Origin of the sequence: Pseudomonas sp. zbq_18, from assembly GCF_043102245.1 — a bacterium.
Taxonomy (GTDB): Bacteria; Pseudomonadota; Gammaproteobacteria; order Pseudomonadales; family Pseudomonadaceae; genus Aquipseudomonas.
Map to the genome: position 1 here is coordinate 181,503 of NZ_JBICIT010000017.1, position 17,648 is coordinate 199,150.

The following is a 17,648-nucleotide window of genomic DNA, read 5'->3' on the forward strand; positions in this document are numbered from 1 at the left end:
AATGCCTTATTGGGTGGGCTGCATGGCAAAACCGACGCCGAAGCGGTTCCACAGGTTGATGGTGGCAATAGCCAAGGTCAGCTCGGCCATTTCCACCTCATTGAAATGCGCCGCCACCTGGTCGTACAGCGCGTCCGAGACGTGCTGCGAGGGCAAGCGAGTCAGGCTATCGGTCCATAGCAGAGCGGCGCGCTCGCGTTCGCTGAAGAACGGCGCATCCTCCCTGGCTGCCAATGCCAACAGCCGGCGCGCCGACTCGCCATGCTTCAACGCTTCGGCACTGTGCATGTCCAGGCACAGGGCGCAGCCGTTGAGCTGCGAGGCACGTACCTTGATCAGCTCGCGTAGCGAGGTTTCCAGAGTGAAGGCGGCCTGTGTCTGCTCCAGGGCGTAGACAGCCTTGAACACATGCGGAGCGGTCAGGTGATAGTTGTTGCGCTGGCTGGTCATCATGGCGATTCCTCCGAAGTGGTCCGATGTCGTAACAGGATTGATCGCCACTGTATTGCTCGAAAAATCTAGATAAATTATCCAGACACGCAAACATTATGCGAGTAAACGGACAATGGCCTTAGACCGCCTGGAAGCGATGCGCGCCTTCTGCCGCATCGTTGAGCTTGGCAGCTTCACCCGCGCAGCTGAGGCGCTGGGCCTGGCCAAAACCACGGTGTCCGGCCAGGTTGCCGCGTTGGAAGTGCAGCTCGGAGTCAAGCTGCTGCACCGCACCACTCGCCGCGTTTCTCCCACCACAGATGGCGCCGCCTATTACGAACGCGCCCGCGTTGTGCTCGATGACCTCGATGAGCTGGAAACCACGATGGCGCAGCATCGCAGCCTGGCGCGCGGTCGCGTACGCGTGGAAATGCCGACACCAGTCGGCCGCTTTCTGGTGATCCCTGCCTTGCCCGACTTCGTTGCCCGATACCCACAGGTAAATCTGGATGTCGGTTGCAGTGAGCGGGTTGTTGACCTGGTTCAGGAAAGCGTGGACTGCGCCATTCGCGGCGGCCCCGTGCATACCCCGGATCTGGTGTGCAAGCCCATAGGCCAGATGCATTTCACCCTCTGCGCCTCGGCGGCCTACCTGGCCGACAAGCCCATGCCCCGGCACCCGAGCGACCTGGCTGCGCTGCGCTACCTGGCCTTCGTCTACCCCGCCACCGGGCGGCAGAAGACCAATATTTTGCAGCGCGGCGAGGAGCGTTTCGTCCTTGAACAGACACCGGCCATGCGCTTCAACAGCGGAGGCGCCTATATCGCCGCCGCCGAAGCCGGCCTGGGTTTCGTCACCGTGCCGCATGCAGAAGCGCAGCAACCCTTGGCCGAAGGGCGACTGGTGGAGCTGCTACCCGAATGGCGCCTGGAAAGTATGACCATGAGTCTGGTCTACCCCTACTCACGCCATCTCTCGGCACGGGTGCGTGCCTTCGCTGACTGGGCCAGCGAACTGATGGCCGCTAATCCGCTGTGGCGCAGTTAATGAACTGGCCAGCACCATTCTTGGGTAAGCTGCGATCACCCTTGCCGCCATCCGGTTCGGTCATTGCATGCGCCTGATTGCTGTCGTCCTGTTGCTGCTCTGCCACCAGAGCTTCGCTGCCGAGCGCCCCCTACGCTTTTCGGTAAACGAAAGCTGGGGCATGCCCATGATGCGCTACGAGCAGGGCCGTGCCGCTGGCGGCATCCTGTTCGACCTGCACCAGCGCCTGGCCGAGAAGATCGGCCGCCAGGCACAGCAACTGGTGCTGCCGCGCCAACGCGTGCAGCAGGTGCTGCTGCGCGGCGAAATTGATGTGCGTTGCTACGTCAACCCGGACTGGGTCAAGGAGTCCCACCATCAATACATCTGGAGCCTGCCATTCATGGTGCAGCGCGATCTGCTGGTCTCCCGCCACGACGAAACGGCCCTGCCCGGCAGCCACAGCGGTGAGCGCATCGGCACGGTACTGGGCTTTATCTACCCTACGTTGGAGCCACAAATCGCCAGCGGCCTGATTCAGCGCGACGATGCCCGCACCCAGGAACTGGCTTTGGAAAAGCTCATCGCCGGCCGCTACCGCTTTGCCGTGAGCAACCAGCTGACACTGGACTGGTTCAACCGCAATCAGCCCCCGGCAAAGCGCCTGCGCCCGATTGGCGAGCTGGCCGCCGATCTGATTTCCTGCCTGGTACGCGACGAACCGGATGTGCCCACGCAACGCCTGCTGAGGGCCATGGTGCAGATGAAACAGGACGGCGAATTCGACGCCATCCTCGCCCGCTATCGCTGAGCGCCCAGCGATCCCAGGCATTGCTGGGAGACCTGTTGCAAGCGCTTGACCAGCGGCTCCGGCAGTTGCGCCTTGTCCAGCTCGGCGATCTGCGCCGTAGTGAAGTCAGTGCCGATACGCGCCACGGTGCACTCGCAATAGAGCAGCGCCCGCTGTTTGCCCAGTGCCTGGCTGGCGCTGTCGATACAGCTTTGGCGGAAGGTATGGCGAACGTCCGGCGGCCACTCGCCGGCCTGGGCGGACAGGCTGCCTAGCAGCGCGAAAACCAGCGGGAAACGCGCGAACTTAACCATGCAGCCTTCCTCTTGTTGGCCTAGCGCTGGGGCGGCGCGTTATCCGGACGAATATCGAAGCCGCCCGTGTTTTCACTCACCACCTGGAAATACTGCACGCTGCCCGGCTCGACCTTGACCGCCAGCTCCTTGTGCAGGCGACCCATGCCGCACAGGGTATCGTCCAGTGGATCGATCTTCAGACCCAGCACCCGGGTGCCGGCCGGCACCTGGAAGCTGGCCACCTCGGCCATGCCAATGCGCGCAGCAAGCTTGCGGTCCACCTCGATGGCCACGTAGCAGCCACCGCCCATCAAGCCCATGTCGCGATTCACCACCAGTTGCCCACCGTTCTGGAATTCGTCCTGATAGGCCAGCAGGCGGTCGCCCGGCACCTCAGTGATGTTCTCGGGATCGGGGCGGAACGAGGAGCAACCAGCCAGAACAACCAGGGGAAGAACAGCGAGGAACGAACGCATGGGAGCCCTCCTTGGGCGTGCGTGGAGTCGATGCAGTATTGGCGCTAAGTCGCCGCCACTCAAGCCTTGATCCAGGCATCGCTCGACGCGCAGATGTAACGCCATCTCTCGATGCCAGCGAGAGCCACCGTTCCGGGCAGGATTTACAGCCTGCTGATGGCGATATACCGCGCGGCTCAGAGTTCACAAGCTGCCGGACGCGCCATGAGCACAGGCACGATGGGCGCGTAGCCACGAGGGCAGCCCGCTGGTACACAACAAAAAACGCCGCACCCGGTAAAGGAGCGCGGCGTTTTCGCCGGACGGACCCTGTCCGCCCCTGGCGGCATGGGCAAGTGATCAGCCGAGACGCTTGACCAGTCGCGCCTGCAACGCCTTGAGCGCTTCGGCATCACCCTGCTTGGCAGCGTGGATGCCGAGTTGTTCGCCGTCGTAACGCGGCACGATGTGCACATGGATATGGAACACAGTCTGCCCCGCCGGGGCGCCGTTGAACTGGGCCACCTGTACGCCGGCAGGTTGAAGTTCGTCGACCACAGCCTGGGCGACCTTGCGCACGGCAGCCATCAACTTGGCCAGATTGGCGTCATCGATTTCCAGGATATTGCGTGCCTCGACCTTCTTCGGAATCACCAGGCAATGGCCGTAGGACTGCGGAAACAGGTCGAGAAAAGCGAGTACGTCGTCGTCCTCATACAGCTTGTAGCAGGGGGCCTCGCCACGAATGATCTTGGCGAAGATGTTCTGCGCATCGTATTGGCCGTGCAGGCTCATGGTGAAAGCTCCGTGACCCGGTTGAGAAAGCTCGCACCATACCGGCTCGGCTGCGCGCAGGGAACCAGGCGTGAATCAGCCCTGTCGATGGACATTAGCATGACGTTCAATTTCACCCTGTGTGCGCGAAATGTTCTGATCGCCGCACAGCCAACTTCACCAGGGAATCCCATGACCGACCTGTCCGCCTTCGCCATCACCCGCAAATGGCCCGCCCAGCATCCCGAGCGCCTGCAGCTGTATTCGCTGCCCACGCCCAACGGCGTCAAGGTGTCGATCATGCTGGAGGAGCTCGGCCTGGCCTACGAGCCGCATCTGGTCAGTTTTGAAACCAACGACCAGCTCAGCCCCGAGTTTCTCTCCCTCAACCCGAACAACAAGATCCCGGCCATCCTCGACCCCAATGGCCCGAACGGCGAACCGCTGGCCCTGTTCGAGTCCGGCGCCATCCTCATCTACCTGGCCGAGAAAACCGGCCAGTTGTTGCCGCACGATCCGGCCCAGCGCTACCAGACCATCCAGTGGCTGATGTGGCAGATGGGCGGCATCGGCCCGATGTTCGGCCAGCTCGGTTTCTTCCACAAATTCGCCGGCCGCGACTACGAGGACAAGCGCCCGCGTGACCGCTACGTCGCCGAATCCGCACGTTTGCTCGGCGTGCTGGACACGCACCTGCAAGGTCGCCAGTGGATCATGGGCGACGACTACAGCATCGCCGACATCGCCACCTTCCCCTGGATTCGCAACCTGATCGGCTTCTACGAAGCAGGCGATTTGGTGCAGTTCGAGCGCTTCGCCAACGTGCGCCGCGTGCTCGACGCCTTCCTCGCCCGCCCCGCCGTACAGCGTGGCCTGAGCATTCCCAGCCGCAACTGAGCCAGCCATCGCGCCGGTGCACCAGAGCAGGTGCACACGGCGCGCGCTCCGGGTATCTTCTGCGCCGTCGTATCAGCCAGAACCCGTAGTCCCCATGAGCCGTTCCTTACTGCGCGCCGCCCTCTTTTGCCTCGCGGCGCTCATCAGCACCAGCGCCCTGGCCAAGGTCGAGGTCGAGTCCGGTGAACAGAAACCCCTCGGCCACGTGCTGGTCGCCAAGATTTCCGAGGATATCGCCCCCGGCGACTACGACGCCCTGCTCAAGGGCCTGCGTGCCCACCCCGGCAAGTTCGCTCGGCGGATCGCCCTGCTCGACAGCATCGGCGGCAGCACCGCCGAGGCCATGCGCATAGGTCGCCTGCTGCGCGAGACCGGCTTTGAAACGCTGGTACCCTCCACCGGCGTGTGCCAGGGCAGCTGCGTATACCTGCTGGCCGCCGGGCGCAAAAGAATGGTAAAGGGGCACGTCGCCATCCACCGCCCACACTTTCCCGCTGGCGAGTCGGCCCAGGCCAGCCGCGCCGGAATGCCCTACAACGCGGCAGGCTACCTGAGCAGCATGGGCGTCTCACCCAGCCTGGCCAGCGACATGCAAGCCATCGAGCCGCAGCGCATGAAGGTGCTTACGCCACAGGAACTGGCGCGCTATCGGTTGAATTGAGCGCAGAAGCTGTCGCGGCCAAGGCCCCACCTACGGTGTGCAGACAGGCTTGTGTGGGAGCGGCTGGGCGGCATCCGCTTCAGCCGCGATGCTTTTTTGCCGGGCCCCAATCGTGGCTAAAGCCACTCCCACAAAAAACCGGTGCCCAGGCCGTCTGCGGGGCAGGCCCTGAGGCGAGTAGGCTGGATAGAACAGCGCTAGCGCCAGCGCCACTCATACCCTCGCGGTTGGCCCACCGGGCAGGGTTGCGTACCATAGCGCCCCTCGCATGTTGACCACGGCCGGGCAAACCGGCTGCCATCGTTTCTGGAAGCCCATGAAAATCGCCCGTCTGCGCGCCGACGTTCTCGCCGGCCTCACCTCGTCTTTCGCCCTGGTGCCCGAGTGCATCGCCTTCGCCCTGGTCGCTCAGCTCAACCCGCTGATGGGCCTGTACGGCGCCTTCATCATCTGCACCATTACCGCCCTGTTCGGCGGCCGGCCGGGGATGATCTCCGGCGCGGCAGGCTCGATGGCCGTGGTGATCGTCGCGCTGGTGGTACAGCACGGCGCGCAATACCTGCTGGCCACGGTACTGCTCGGCGGCCTGCTGATGATCCTGTTCGGCGTACTGCGCCTGGGCAAGCTGGTGCGCATGGTGCCGCACCCGGTGATGCTCGGCTTCGTCAACGGCCTGGCCATCGTCATTGCCCTGTCCCAGCTGGAACACTTCCACAGCGAAGAAGGCTGGCTGAGTGGCGCGCCGCTGTACTGGATGCTCGGCCTGGTGGCGCTGACCATGGCGGTGGTCTACCTGCTGCCGAAATTGACCCGCGCCGTGCCGGCAGCGCTGGTGGCCATCCTCGGCGTCGGCCTGCTGGTCTACCTGCTCGACCTACCAACCCGCACCCTCGGCGACATGGCGCACATCGCCGGCGGCCTGCCGCAGTTCGCCCTGCCGGATATTCCCTGGAACCTGGAAACCCTGCGCATCATCGCACCCTACGCCACCCTGATGGCCCTGGTCGGCCTGCTGGAAACCCTGCTGACGCTCAACCTCACCGACGAGATCACCCAGAGCCGCGGCCACACCAACCGCGAGTGCGTGGCCCTGGGCGCGGCCAACATGGTCTCCGGTGCATTCGGCGGCATGGGCGGCTGCGCGATGATCGGCCAGACCGTGATCAACCTCAGCTCCGGCGGCCGTGGCCGCCTGTCCGGTGTGGTCAGCGGCGTGATGATCCTGCTGTTCGTGCTGTTCCTCTCGCCGTTGATCGAGCTGATCCCGCTGGCCGCGCTGGTCGGGGTGATGTTCGTGGTGTCGCAGCAGACCTTCGCCTGGGGCTCGCTGCGCGTGCTCGGCAAGGTGCCGACCAGCGACGTGTTGGTGATCGGCGCGGTGACGGTGATCACCGTGTTCACCGACCTGGCCACCGCCGTGCTCTGCGGCATCGTCATCGCCGCGCTCAACTTCGCCTGGCACCACGCCCGCGAGCTGTATGCCGACAGCGACGCGCAGGCCGACGGCAGCAAGCTGTACCGCGCCCACGGCACGCTGTTCTTCGCCAGCACCACGCCCTTCCTCAACCTGTTCGACGTGGCCAATGACCCCGCCCAGGTGACCCTGGATTGCCGCCACCTGAGCTTCGTCGACTACTCGGCCATCGCCGCGCTGAAGACCCTGCGCGAACGCTACGAACGCGCCGGCAAGCACCTGCGCGTGGTGCATCTGTCCGAGCGCTGCAAGCAGCTGCTCAAGCGCGCCGGCGCCCATGACTGACACTTACCAGGCCTAGGGCACTGCGTGCCAAGGCAGGCCAGGCACATGCTGGAAAAGCGCGGCAGAGCAAGCCACTGAGACTTGCCAGCCAGTGCATAAGGAAAATCCAGGGCACGTCAGATAGACAACGTCACAAGAGCCGCCTCGTGCGGCGCGCCCGGCATAGGTCTGCGCTGTGGCATCGCGCGCCCCAACCCGGCCAGACGACACAACGCCGTCGCGACCGATCAGCCTGATGCGTTCAGCGGGGCGCCCTCGCTCGAGGAGCTGCCCGCGGGCAGTGGCCTCGCCCGCTTGGCCGTGCTCCGCGGGCGGCTCCTTGGGGGGCTTGGAGGCGGCCGGCCAGGCTGGTCACAACGCCGGACACCCGAGAACAGAGCGTCACGCCGAAAAGATGCCGGCATGCACGTACAAGGGGTGAATTCAAATACTGCACTAAGCTCAGTCAATTCATAGACGCCATGTTTGCAACGCCTACCGGAGGGCAATATGAAAACGCTGCTGCTCAAACTAAAACATGAAGCACTGAAGGCGCTTCCGCCTACCCTGTTCTTTTTCATCATTCTGCATATCGTGGCCCTCATTCGCGGGCTGATGATCAAAAGCACAGGTGTTCCGCTTCCAGTTTCTGCCTCCGTTCTGATCGCATCACTGGTACTGGGCAAGGCAGTCTTGATCGCGGATATGCTGCCCTTTATCAATCGCTTTCCCGAGAAACCGCTGATCTGGAATGTCTCCTGGAAGACACTGATGTATGCGCTGGTCGCGCTCGCGATCCATTATCTGGAGCGGATGTACGAGTTCGGAAAAGAAGCGACAAGCCTCGCAGAAGCTAACTCCATGCTTTGGGAGTCTATGAACTGGCCTCAATTCTGGGCGGTTCAGATTCTGCTCATTACCTTGATCTTCATGTATTGCGTCATCTCGGAATTGACCAGGGTATTAGGGCGTGACCGCCTGAAAGCCATGTTCCTGGGGCCGCTTCCTCCAGCCTCCAACTAACAACCATCTGAACAGGCTCTGCGTATGTAAATGACAGTGACAGCCCTGGGCGGCTGACTGTCATTTACACCGCAGTCAGGGAGTCGGAGATCGAGAACAGGCTACTGCGCAAGACCCTCCCCCCGTTACAGCTCCCGCGTTACAGTGCCGCCCAATCCCATAGCCCCGAGCAACAATCGATGAGCAACGACCCCCTCCACGGCCTAAGCCTAAAGGCCATCCTCCAGGCGCTGGTCGACAAGCACGGCTGGGAGCGCCTCGGCCAGCTCATCACCATCCGCTGCTTTCAGCATGAGCCCAGTGTCGAATCCAGCCTCAAGTTCCTGCGCAAAACGCCCTGGGCACGAGAGAAGGTCGAGGCGCTGTACATCAAGGACATCGCGGGGCGCGCGCCAGCATCGCCGCGACGCTGATCGGCGTGCGAGTCGGGCTGACTCGACGCACGATAATTGAGCAGGATGGCCTGCTGCGCCTGATTTCGACCCGGATGGCAATCCTGGTCTAGCACAGAGCGGCAGTTAACTGATGCACGGCCGCCGACTCGACCGCCCCCTCCGCCGCATCCGTGGCGAACGCCGCCACGGTGGCTGTGCGCTCACCCTGAGCGCAGTGGTAAACCGCAATCACGCTCCCCGGCCCGCCACCCGTGTGGCCACTCAACAGCAGGCCATTATTCGCCGGCCCCTGCATCAGACCCAGGGCATAACCGGGCGCGGCCCACGGCCGCCCGGGGATGGGGCCACCGAGCACGCGGGCTTCGCGCATGGTCTGCAGCAAGCCAGGTGGTAGCAGCTCACCCGCTTGCAGGCGGTCGAGCAGCCATGCGGCCTCGCTAAGCGGGCCGACCAGCAGGCCATGGTAGACCCAGCCAGGGTGGTAGGCGCTCGCCTCGCCCATGCACACATTCAGCAGGTCGCTGGGCGCAACAGCCAGGCGCACCTGGGTCAGGCCCAGCGGTGCAAACAGGCGTTGGCGCAGCGCCTGTTCAAGCACCAGACCAGTAGTCCGTTCAATAAGCTGCGCCACATACAGATAACCGACATTGGAGTAACGCCAGCCAGCGCCAGGAGGGTAGCGCAGACGCGTGGCTTCGAGGCGCTGCAGCATGTCCTCAGCCGACCAGGGAGGGTCATGGCGGGCGACGGCGGCGTGGTACTCGGCCAGCTCGCCGTAGTCGGCCAACCCAGCTTCATGGCGCAGCAACTGGCGCAGGCTGAAAGGGCCTGCGGGCAGCGCATCGTCGAGGCCGAGCAGACCGTCGCGTACCAGGCTCAGGGCCGCGGCGGCGAGCGCCGTCTTGCTGAAACTCCACCAGGGCACGTACTGGGCAGGCTGGGTAGCGGGCTGCAGGTGGCCGTCGACGATGAGGCAGGCGTGCATGGCTCGACGACTCGGCGGATTCAGACCTTGAGGCCCTTGACCGTCTCGATCCAGGCCGGGTCGAGACGTTTCTGTTCCAGCTCCAGCCCGCGTTGCTCCATCAATTCGCGATGGGTATCGATCTCGCGCACCAGCTGGCTCAGCTCGCTGCTGTTGCCATCGAGCTGATACATCTGCTGCAGACCCAGGTGGTAGAAGCGCAGCAGCTTGTAGGCGCTGTCGTCGCCTGCCGCCACGCCGGCTTTCACATGGTGCATGACGTTGGTGACGCGCATCAGGCTGCGTTTGAGGCCCCAGCCATAGGCGGCGGCCGCCATGAACGGCTGCGACCACAAGAACCGGCGCACAATGGCCACGGTCAGCGCCAGGCCGGCGAGTACACCGAGCAGGTTCCACTTGAAATTGTCGCCGCCCGGCGTGCCCAGTAACTGGGTGCTGAGGGTGGAACAGAGCATGGCCAGCGCCAGAAATAGCACGGCGATCACCAGGGTGCTGCGCCGAGTCTGCTGGCGGTAGAGCTCGGGGCTCATGGGCTGGATTTCGAACATGACGGGCAACTCCGAACGGCGCGATAACAGGCCGCGCATTATGCCCGCTGCCGGCAGCCAGTGGTCGGGCCGAGGCAGCCCGATGGTCTCGAGATTTTTCGCGCCGGCCTGCTCGATAGCCATCCCGTCGCCAAACAGGTAGCAGTCATGACCGCGCATTGGCGCCGAGCCCAGCCCTGGAGCAGTACGGGCACGTCACCTGAGTGAGCGACCGATCCTTTCGCGACCGCCCGCGATGAGCACGGCTCAGGCCTCGACCTGACTCCACTGCTTGCTCAGGCGCTTGTCTGACACCGCCATCTTCGTACCCAGCTGCTGGGCGAACAGCGACACGCGGTACTCCTCCAGCATCCAGCGGTACAGCACCAGCTCGGCGTCGCGCTTGCCCTCCTGGGCGTGCTTGGCGGCTCTGGCCTGGTACTGCTCCCAGGCGGCACTGAGTTCGCCAGTCCACACGCGGTCGCGCTGCAGCTGCCCGCCGATTTTGTCCAGGCGCTGTTCGATGGCCTTGAGATAGCGCGGGATTTCCTTCAGCCACTCTCCCGGCGTCTCGCGTACAAAGCCGGGGTAGACCAGGTTGGCCAGCTGCTGCTTGATGTCGTTGAGCGCCATGGCCTGGGCCAGGTCGATCTTGCCCTTGAAGCGCTTCTGCAGGCCGTGGGCGAGCTTGAGGATCTCCAGGGTGAGCTTGGCGATGCGTTCGGCATGCGCCGTCCAGTCGCCACGCTTCTTCTCGGCCAGGGCGGCCAGGGCAGCGCCGTCACGGGGCAGACTGGCTTCGCCGTCGAGGATGCAGGCGTCCAGGCTGGCCAGCAGGATGTCCTCAACCAGCGCCTCGGAGCGGCCCATTTCGCGGTACAGCAGGCCCAGTTCGGTGAGCCCCGGCAGCTTGCCACGCAGGTACTTGGCCGGCTCGGCCAGTTGCTGCAGCAACAGTTTCTGCAGCGCGCGGCGGTGCTGGAAGTCGGCCTCGGCCTGGGTCGGGAAGCGCCCTTCCTTAACCACGCTCCCCTCTTCCACCAGCGCCGGGAACACGGTCATGGAGAGGCCGGCGATCTTCTGCTGGGCCTTCTCGGCGACCTGGGCGAAGGCCTTGGCCTCAACCGGCTTCTGCTCCTGCTTCTGCTGCGGGATGGCCAGGGCGGCCTGGCTGGCCTCGGCGAAGCGCGCGGTCAGTTCAGCCAGGTCGCGGCCTTCGCCGAGGAACTTGCCACGGGCATCGACCACTTCCAGGTTCATCTTCAGATGGTTTTCCAGCTGCGCAGCCGCATCACGCCAGGCCTCCTCGGGCACGCGGGCGCCGGTCATGCGGGTCAGCTCACGACCAAGCGATTCAGGCAGCGAGCCCTGGCCGAAGGCGATCTTGGAAAGCGCCGCGCCGACGAAGTCCGGCACCGGCACGAAGTTCTTGCGAATGGCCTTGGGCAGGCCGCGCACCAGGGCAATGGCCTTGGCCTCGATCAGGCCCGGCACCAGCCATTCCAGCCGATCCGTCGGCAACTGCGGCAACAGCGGCGCCGGCACGCGCAGGGTCACGCCGTCGCGTGGGTGATTGGGCTCGAAGTGGTAGCTCAGCGGCAGTTGCAGCTCGCCGAGCTGGAGGATGTCCGGGTACTGGGCGGCAGTGACTTCCTTGGCCTCGCGCGCCAGCACGTCTTCCTCGCGCATGATCAGCAGCTGCGGATTCTTCGCGCTCTCGGCCTTGTACCAGTGCTCGAAGGTGGCGGCCTGGTGGATCTCCGCCGGGATGCGCGCCTCGTAGTAGGCGTAGAGGGTTTCCTCGTCGGCCAGGATGTCGCGGCGGCGCGCCTTGGCCTCCAGCTCGTCGAGCTTCTCCAGCAGCTCGCGGTTGGCCGCCAGGCACCTTGCGCGGCTGTTGATCTCGCCGCGCACCAGGCCCTCGCGGATAAACAGCTCGCGTGCGGCCACCGGATCAACCGGGCCGAAATGCACCGGGCGACGACCGACCACGATCAGGCCGTAGAGGGTGACCTGCTCGTAGGCCACCACCTGGCCGCGCTTCTTCTCCCAGTGCGGTTCAAAGTGGTTCTTCTTGATCAGGTGGCCGGCCAGCGGCTCGATCCAGTCCGGCTCGATCTTGGCCACCATGCGGGCGAACAGCTTGGTGGTTTCCACCAGCTCGGCGGTCATCAGCCAGCTCGGTTTCTTGCGGCCCAATACCGACGATGGGTGCACCCAGAAACGCCGCTGGCGCGCGCCGAGGTAGTCGCCATCCTCGGTCTTCTGGCCGATCTGGCTAAGCAGGCCGCTGAGAATCGCCTTGTGCACGGCGGCGTAGCTCTTGGCCCGTTGCGCCGCCTCGCTGGCCTCGGCCTGCTCGCGAACGATGACGTTGACCTTGGTGTCCTTGGTCGGGCTGGGCGCGCTCTTGTGGGAGGGGCCTTGTCCGCGATCATTGGCCTGCTGACCTTTATCGCGACTGAAGTCGCTCCCACGAGCATTGCCGAGCTGCAGGTCACGGGCGATCAGCACCAGCTGGCGGTGGGCGTCGCGCCACTCGCGCAGACGCAGGTAGTTGAGGAAGTTCTTCTTGCACCAGCTGCGCAGCGGGTTGCTGCCCAGCTCCTGGCGTTTTTCCTCGAAGCCGCGCCACAGGTTGATCAGCGCCGCGAAGTCGGAATCCACGTCCTTCCACTGCGCATGCGCCTGGTCGGCGGCCTGCTGGCGGTCCATCGGCCGCTCGCGTGGGTCCTGCACCGACAGCGCCGAGGCGACGATGAGGATTTCGTCGAGGCTGCCGAGCTTGGCCGCCTCCAACACCATGCGGCCCAGGCGCGGGTCGATGGGCAGGCGCGCCAGCTGGCGGCCAATGGGCGTGAGCTGGCCCTCGCGGTTGACCGCCGACAGCTCCTGCAACAGGGTGAAACCGTCGCTGATGGCCTTGCCATCCGGCGGTTCGATAAAGGGGAAATCGTCGATGCTGCCCAGGCGCAGGTGCAGCATCTGCAGGATCACCGCCGCCAGGTTGGTACGCAGGATTTCCGGATCGGTGAATTCGGGGCGGGCGAGGAAGTCCTCTTCGCTGTACAGGCGGATGCAGATGCCCGGCTCGACCCGGCCGCAGCGGCCCTTGCGCTGGTTGGCGCTGGCCTGGGAAATGGCCTCGATGGGCAGGCGCTGGACCTTGGCGCGGTAGCTGTAGCGGCTGATACGCGCGGTGCCGGAGTCGATCACATAGCGGATGCCCGGCACGGTCAGCGAGGTTTCCGCCACGTTGGTGGCCAGCACGATCTTGCGCCCGGCCATCGGCGCGAAGATTTTCTGCTGCTCGGCCGGGGTCAGGCGTGCGTACAGCGGCAGCACTTCGGTGAAACGCAGGTTGGCCTTGCGCAGCACCTCGGCGGCCTCGCGGATCTCGCGCTCGCCGGGGAGGAACACCAGCACGTCGCCAGGGCGCTTGCCTTCGGCCCGTTCGTGGGCGGCGATCTCGTCCAGTGCGGCGAGGATGCCCTGGTCGACGGTGAGGTCGTCGAGCAGGCTCTCGCCCTCCTCGTCCACCTCGGCGGCCAGCGGGCGGTACCAGGTTTCCACCGGGTAGGTACGGCCGGACACCTCGATGATCGGGGCGTCGTTGAAGTGCTTGGAAAAGCGCTCCAGGTCGATGGTCGCCGAGGTGATGATCAGCTTCAGATCGGGCCGGCGCGGCAGCAGGGTCTTCAGGTAGCCGAGCAGGAAGTCGATGTTCAGCGAGCGCTCATGCGCCTCGTCGACGATGAGGGTGTCGTACTTCTCCAGGAAGCGGTCGTGCTGGGTCTCGGCCAGCAGGATGCCGTCGGTCATCAGCTTGATCAGCGTGCTGTCCTTGCTCTGATCCTCGAAGCGCACCTGGTAGCCGACCAACTCGCCGAGCGGCGAGCCGATCTCCTCGGCCACGCGGGTGGCGACGCTGCGCGCGGCCAGGCGGCGCGGCTGGGTATGGCCGATCAGCCCATGCACACCACGGCCCAGCTCCAGGCAGATCTTCGGCAACTGGGTGGTCTTGCCCGAGCCGGTCTCGCCGGCGATTACCACCACCTGGCTCTTGGCCAGCGCAGCCTTGATCTCGTCACGCTTGGCGGCAATCGGCAGGGCGTCGTCGTAGCGGATCGCCGGAATGCTGCGCTGGCGCGCCTCGACCTTGGCACAGGAGGCCTGGAAGCGCTCCAGCCACTGGGCCAGCTTGGCCTCGTCGGGCTTCTTCTGCAGTTCATGCAGCTGGCGGCGCAGGCGGTGACGGTCGGCCTGCATGGCCTGGTCGAGGTTCTTCAGCAGAGAGGCGTGGTTATCGGTCATCGGGCAGGAGCGGCGCAAATTCGGCAAGGCGGCGATTGTCGCAGATTGTCGGCGCCGGGCCTAACCGGAGACGGGCATCCGGAAAACGCCAAGTGCAGCTTTTGCCGGAGCGACTTCAGTCGCGAGGGGCCTCACGAAGAGTCACCACAACTGAAGTTGTTCCCAAGCAACACCGCAAACGCCTTAAAGATTGCCCAAGCGCGACCGCTAACCCGGACAGATGACCTTCGCTTGACCCCGATCAACCGCGGTCGCATTGTCGCAGGCAAGATAGCGGCCTTGTGCCACCTCCTCACTCGCAGATGAAGCTCACTATGGCTGCATGGATTCGTGATCTCTCGCTGAAGTACAAGTTCTGGGCCGTCAACCTGGTGGCGTTCGCCACCACGCTGCTGCTGGTGCTGTTCGCCATGCAACAGGAGCACAGCGGCCGCGCCGAGGAGGCGCGCGCATCGGCTCAGGCCCGCGCCGCCCTGCTGGCCAGTTGGCCGGTTGGCAGCGAGCTGCCGCGCGACGCGCAAACCCTGCCCTTCCCGGCGGGCGGCACGCCGCCACTGGGTTTGAGCACCAGCGCCCGTGGCTGGGTGGATGTGCAGCACGACGACCTGTGGGGCGATTCGCCGGTGATCGGTGCTTGGGTGCTGGACGTCGGCGGCCAGCGCGTCGCCGTGCCAGCCAGGGCACCGAGCCTGTGGCAGGTGTTCGAAGCCCGCGCCGGCGCCTATGCACTGTGCGTATTCGTGCTGATGCTGTTGCTGCTCGGCGCCTCACAGCTGCTGATCCGCTTTATCCTCAGCCATCTCAACCAGCTCAAGGACGTGATGCTGCATGTCGAGCGCAGCGGTGACCTGGCCGCCCGCGTGGAACTGGACAGCCGTGACGAAGTCGGCCAGATGGCCAGCGCCTTCAACGCCATGCAGGCCGGTTACCAGCGCGTGGTCGGCACCGTAGCCCAGGCCGCGGCCAGCCTGGACGATGGCGCGCGGCGCCTGGCCAGCAGCATGGAGCAGGTCCGCAGCGGCATGCTCGGCCAGCAGAGCGAGACCGACCTGGCCGCCACGGCGATCAACGAGATGTCCACCACCGTGCACCACATCGCCCAGCACGCCGCCGACACCCGCGACCAGTCCACCGAGGCGGATCGCCTCAGCGGCGTTGGCCAGCAGGTAGTGGGCCGCGCCAGCCAGGCCATTGCCAGCCTGTCACAAGGCGTACAGCAGACCGCCGAGATGATTCAGAAGCTGGCCGATGACAGCCACACCATCGGCAGCATGGTCGAGACCATCCACGGCATCGCCGAGCAGACCAATTTGCTCGCCCTCAACGCTGCCATCGAGGCCGCCCGTGCCGGCGAAATGGGTCGCGGCTTCGCCGTAGTCGCCGACGAAGTGCGCAACCTGGCCAAGCGCGTACAGGACTCCACCGACGAAATCACCCGCATGATCAGCAACCTGCAGGCCACCAGCCGCGACGCCGTTGAGTTCATGCAGGAAAGCTCGCACAAGGCCGACCACTGCGTGCAGGAAGCCGACGCCGCCGGTGCTGCACTGGGCGACATCGCCCGCGCCGTGGCCCTGATGCGCGAGAGCAACACGCAGATCGCCGTGGCCGCCGAGCAGCAGAGCCAGGTGGCCGAGGAAATGACTCGTTCGGTGGTGGGCATCCGCGACGTCACCGAGCAGACCGTGCAGCAGACCCAGGCCTCGGCCAGTACCAGCGCCGAACTGGTCGAGCTGGCCGAGGCGCTCGGCAAGGCAATTCGCAAGCTGAAGCTGTAGCGCCTGTTCATCCCCGGCATGGGCAGGCAGAATCGGGGTTCATCGACTGAGCCGAGCCGCCCATGACCGCACGCTGGCAATGGATTATCAGAAAGATCGGCAAGCGCCTGTGGTTCCGCGCCAGCCTGTTTTCCCTGCTCGGCGTGGTCAGTGCCCTGCTGGCCCTGGCCTTCAAGGACTATGTGCCGGATAGCCTGGCCAACAGCGTCGGCGCCGACGCGGTGGACAAGATCCTCAGCATCCTCGCCACCAGCATGCTCACGGTGACCACCTTCTCCTTGAGCATCATGGTGGCCGCCTATTCCGCGGCCACCAGCACCGTCACCCCACGCGCCACGCCCCTGGTCATCGAAGACAGCATTACGCAGAACGCACTGGGCACCTTTATCGGCTCCTTTCTGTTCAGCCTGGTCGGCATCGTCGCTCTGAGCACGGGCGCCTATGGCAGCAAGGGACGTGTGCTGCTGTTCCTGGTCACCCTGGTGGTCATCGTGCTGATCGTCATCGCCCTGCTGCGCTGGGTCGACCACCTGGCGCAGCTCGGCCGCGTGGGCGAAACCAGCGACCGAGTCGAAAACGCCACCTGCAACGCCCTGGTCGAGCGCCTGCGCCTGCCCAATCTGGGTGGCAGCCGCCTGGCCTCGGCCGAAGCCATTCCGCGCGAGGCACGCCGCATCTACCCGCAACAGATCGGCTACGTGCAGCACATCGATCTGCCGGCTCTGGCCGAACTGAGCCAGAACGAGAATTGCGCCATCTACCTGATAGCCGTGCCCGGCAGCTTCATCGCGCCCGGTGAAGCGCTGGCCGCCGTGGTGGGCATCGACGAGGACAGCGATGAGAGGCTGCGCGGCGCATTCACCATCGGCACGCGCCGCTCCTATCAGCAGGACCCGCGTTTCGGTGCCGCGGTACTGGCAGAAATCGCCTCGCGCGCCTTGTCCCCGGCAGTCAACGACCCGGGTACCGCCATCGACATTCTCGGTCGTAGTGTGCGCGTACTGGCCCTGTGGACCCAGACAGAGGCCGACGCGAAACGCGTCATCGACTGCAGCCGCATTCATGCCCCGGACCTCAGCCTGGCAGACCTGTTCGACGATCTGTTCACGCCCGTTGCCCGCGACGGGGCAGCACTGATCGAAGTGTGCATCCGCCTGCAAAAGGCCCTGCTGACCCTGGCCCTGCTCGACCCTTGCTACCGCGCCGACGCCCAGCGCCACTCCTGCCTGGCACTCAAGCGCGCTGAAGCGGTACTGACCCTTGAGGAAGACAAACAACGCCTGCGCGAGCTGTCGGCCGAGGTGCTGGCCGTCTAGACTCTGCGACGCCCCAGGTCATTCATACTCACGGCGCGTCTGACGGCAGTTCTGACCGGCATCCTCTCCCCACCTGGCACACCTGACGCCGGCGCAGTATTCCAGGCTGAGCCCACTACGCACTCAAGCATCCCCCGATACGCAGGCCCTCGGCATCCTCATGAGTTCGTTCAGCTGCGCAGGGAGAATATTCGGCCGGGGTGATCCTCGGGCGCGCACAGCCCCAAGGGCATGCTGCCG

The 17,648-nt window shown here is 64.9% G+C and carries 16 protein-coding genes; 9 read left to right on the forward strand and 7 right to left on the reverse strand.

Features of this window, described 5'->3' with window-relative positions; translation table 11 throughout:
- Positions 1 to 6: 6 nt before the first annotated feature.
- Complete coding sequence (locus ACF8C6_RS14385) at positions 7 to 453, reverse strand: carboxymuconolactone decarboxylase family protein (RefSeq protein WP_392499916.1); 447 nt, start codon at positions 451 to 453, stop codon at positions 7 to 9.
- A 112-nt stretch (positions 454 to 565) separates the two neighbouring features.
- Here ACF8C6_RS14385 and ACF8C6_RS14390 point away from each other — a divergent pair, with 112 nt between their 5' ends.
- Together ACF8C6_RS14390 and ACF8C6_RS14395 are read left to right on the forward strand one after the other, a co-directional pair.
- The gene (locus tag ACF8C6_RS14390) at positions 566 to 1,480 is read left to right on the forward strand and encodes a LysR family transcriptional regulator (protein ID WP_277691284.1); all 915 of its coding nucleotides are present in this window, start codon (positions 566 to 568) and stop codon (positions 1,478 to 1,480) included.
- 67 nt (positions 1,481 to 1,547) lie between these two features.
- Positions 1,548 to 2,270 carry an ABC transporter substrate-binding protein gene (locus tag ACF8C6_RS14395; RefSeq protein ID WP_277691283.1) on the forward strand — a complete coding sequence of 241 codons (723 nt, stop codon included), beginning with the start codon at positions 1,548 to 1,550 and terminating at the stop codon, positions 2,268 to 2,270.
- On the opposite strand, the gene ACF8C6_RS14400 is transcribed toward ACF8C6_RS14395, so the two are convergent.
- The 3 genes from ACF8C6_RS14400 to ACF8C6_RS14410 all read right to left on the reverse strand — a co-directional run bounded on the left by ACF8C6_RS14400 (position 2,261) and on the right by ACF8C6_RS14410 (position 3,795).
- Positions 2,261 to 2,563 (reverse strand): hypothetical protein, encoded by a 303-nt coding sequence (locus ACF8C6_RS14400; RefSeq protein WP_392499917.1) that lies wholly within the window; start codon positions 2,561 to 2,563, stop codon positions 2,261 to 2,263. The genes ACF8C6_RS14395 and ACF8C6_RS14400 overlap by 10 nt on opposite strands.
- Before the next feature lie 20 nt (positions 2,564 to 2,583).
- Positions 2,584 to 3,021, reverse strand: coding sequence for a 3-isopropylmalate dehydratase (locus tag ACF8C6_RS14405; RefSeq protein WP_277691280.1), 438 nt, complete (start codon positions 3,019 to 3,021; stop codon positions 2,584 to 2,586).
- Between the two features lie 339 nt (positions 3,022 to 3,360).
- The gene (locus ACF8C6_RS14410; protein ID WP_392499918.1) at positions 3,361 to 3,795 is read right to left on the reverse strand and encodes an HIT family protein; all 435 of its coding nucleotides are present in this window, start codon (positions 3,793 to 3,795) and stop codon (positions 3,361 to 3,363) included.
- A 171-nt stretch (positions 3,796 to 3,966) separates the two neighbouring features.
- On the opposite strand from ACF8C6_RS14410, the gene ACF8C6_RS14415 reads away from it, so the two are divergent.
- The 5 genes from ACF8C6_RS14415 to ACF8C6_RS14435 all read left to right on the forward strand — a co-directional run bounded on the left by ACF8C6_RS14415 (position 3,967) and on the right by ACF8C6_RS14435 (position 8,506).
- Positions 3,967 to 4,671, forward strand: a complete 705-nt coding sequence (locus ACF8C6_RS14415; protein ID WP_392499919.1) for a glutathione S-transferase N-terminal domain-containing protein — start codon at positions 3,967 to 3,969, stop codon at positions 4,669 to 4,671.
- 94 nt (positions 4,672 to 4,765) lie between these two features.
- Positions 4,766 to 5,332 (forward strand): hypothetical protein, encoded by a 567-nt coding sequence (locus ACF8C6_RS14420; RefSeq protein ID WP_392499920.1) that lies wholly within the window; start codon positions 4,766 to 4,768, stop codon positions 5,330 to 5,332.
- 316 nt (positions 5,333 to 5,648) lie between these two features.
- Positions 5,649 to 7,091, forward strand: coding sequence for a SulP family inorganic anion transporter (locus ACF8C6_RS14425; RefSeq protein WP_392499921.1), 1,443 nt, complete (start codon positions 5,649 to 5,651; stop codon positions 7,089 to 7,091).
- Positions 7,092 to 7,580: 489 nt separating this feature from the next.
- A complete protein-coding gene (locus ACF8C6_RS14430; protein WP_392499922.1) occupies positions 7,581 to 8,093 on the forward strand; it encodes a hypothetical protein in 513 nt (170 codons plus the stop codon).
- 179 nt (positions 8,094 to 8,272) lie between these two features.
- Entirely contained in the window at positions 8,273 to 8,506 is a 234-nt protein-coding gene (locus tag ACF8C6_RS14435; RefSeq protein WP_392499923.1) for a VF530 family DNA-binding protein, read from the forward strand.
- A gap of 88 nt (positions 8,507 to 8,594) precedes the next feature.
- Here ACF8C6_RS14435 and ACF8C6_RS14440 read toward each other — a convergent pair whose 3' ends face one another.
- The 3 genes from ACF8C6_RS14440 to hrpA all read right to left on the reverse strand — a co-directional run bounded on the left by ACF8C6_RS14440 (position 8,595) and on the right by hrpA (position 14,314).
- Positions 8,595 to 9,473 carry a serine hydrolase domain-containing protein gene (locus ACF8C6_RS14440; RefSeq protein WP_392499924.1) on the reverse strand — a complete coding sequence of 293 codons (879 nt, stop codon included), beginning with the start codon at positions 9,471 to 9,473 and terminating at the stop codon, positions 8,595 to 8,597.
- A 20-nt stretch (positions 9,474 to 9,493) separates the two neighbouring features.
- On the reverse strand, positions 9,494 to 10,021 hold the full coding sequence (locus ACF8C6_RS14445) for a DUF3087 domain-containing protein (protein WP_392499925.1): 528 nt from the start codon (positions 10,019 to 10,021) through the stop codon (positions 9,494 to 9,496).
- A gap of 246 nt (positions 10,022 to 10,267) precedes the next feature.
- On the reverse strand, positions 10,268 to 14,314 hold the full coding sequence (hrpA, locus tag ACF8C6_RS14450) for an ATP-dependent RNA helicase HrpA (RefSeq protein ID WP_392499926.1): 4,047 nt from the start codon (positions 14,312 to 14,314) through the stop codon (positions 10,268 to 10,270).
- 314 nt (positions 14,315 to 14,628) lie between these two features.
- On the opposite strand from hrpA, the gene ACF8C6_RS14455 reads away from it, so the two are divergent.
- Positions 14,629 to 16,092 carry a methyl-accepting chemotaxis protein gene (locus ACF8C6_RS14455; protein ID WP_392499927.1) on the forward strand — a complete coding sequence of 488 codons (1,464 nt, stop codon included), beginning with the start codon at positions 14,629 to 14,631 and terminating at the stop codon, positions 16,090 to 16,092.
- Positions 16,093 to 16,154: 62 nt separating this feature from the next.
- On the forward strand, positions 16,155 to 17,408 hold the full coding sequence (locus ACF8C6_RS14460) for a DUF2254 domain-containing protein (RefSeq protein WP_392499928.1): 1,254 nt from the start codon (positions 16,155 to 16,157) through the stop codon (positions 17,406 to 17,408).
- Positions 17,409 to 17,648 lie beyond the last annotated feature (240 nt).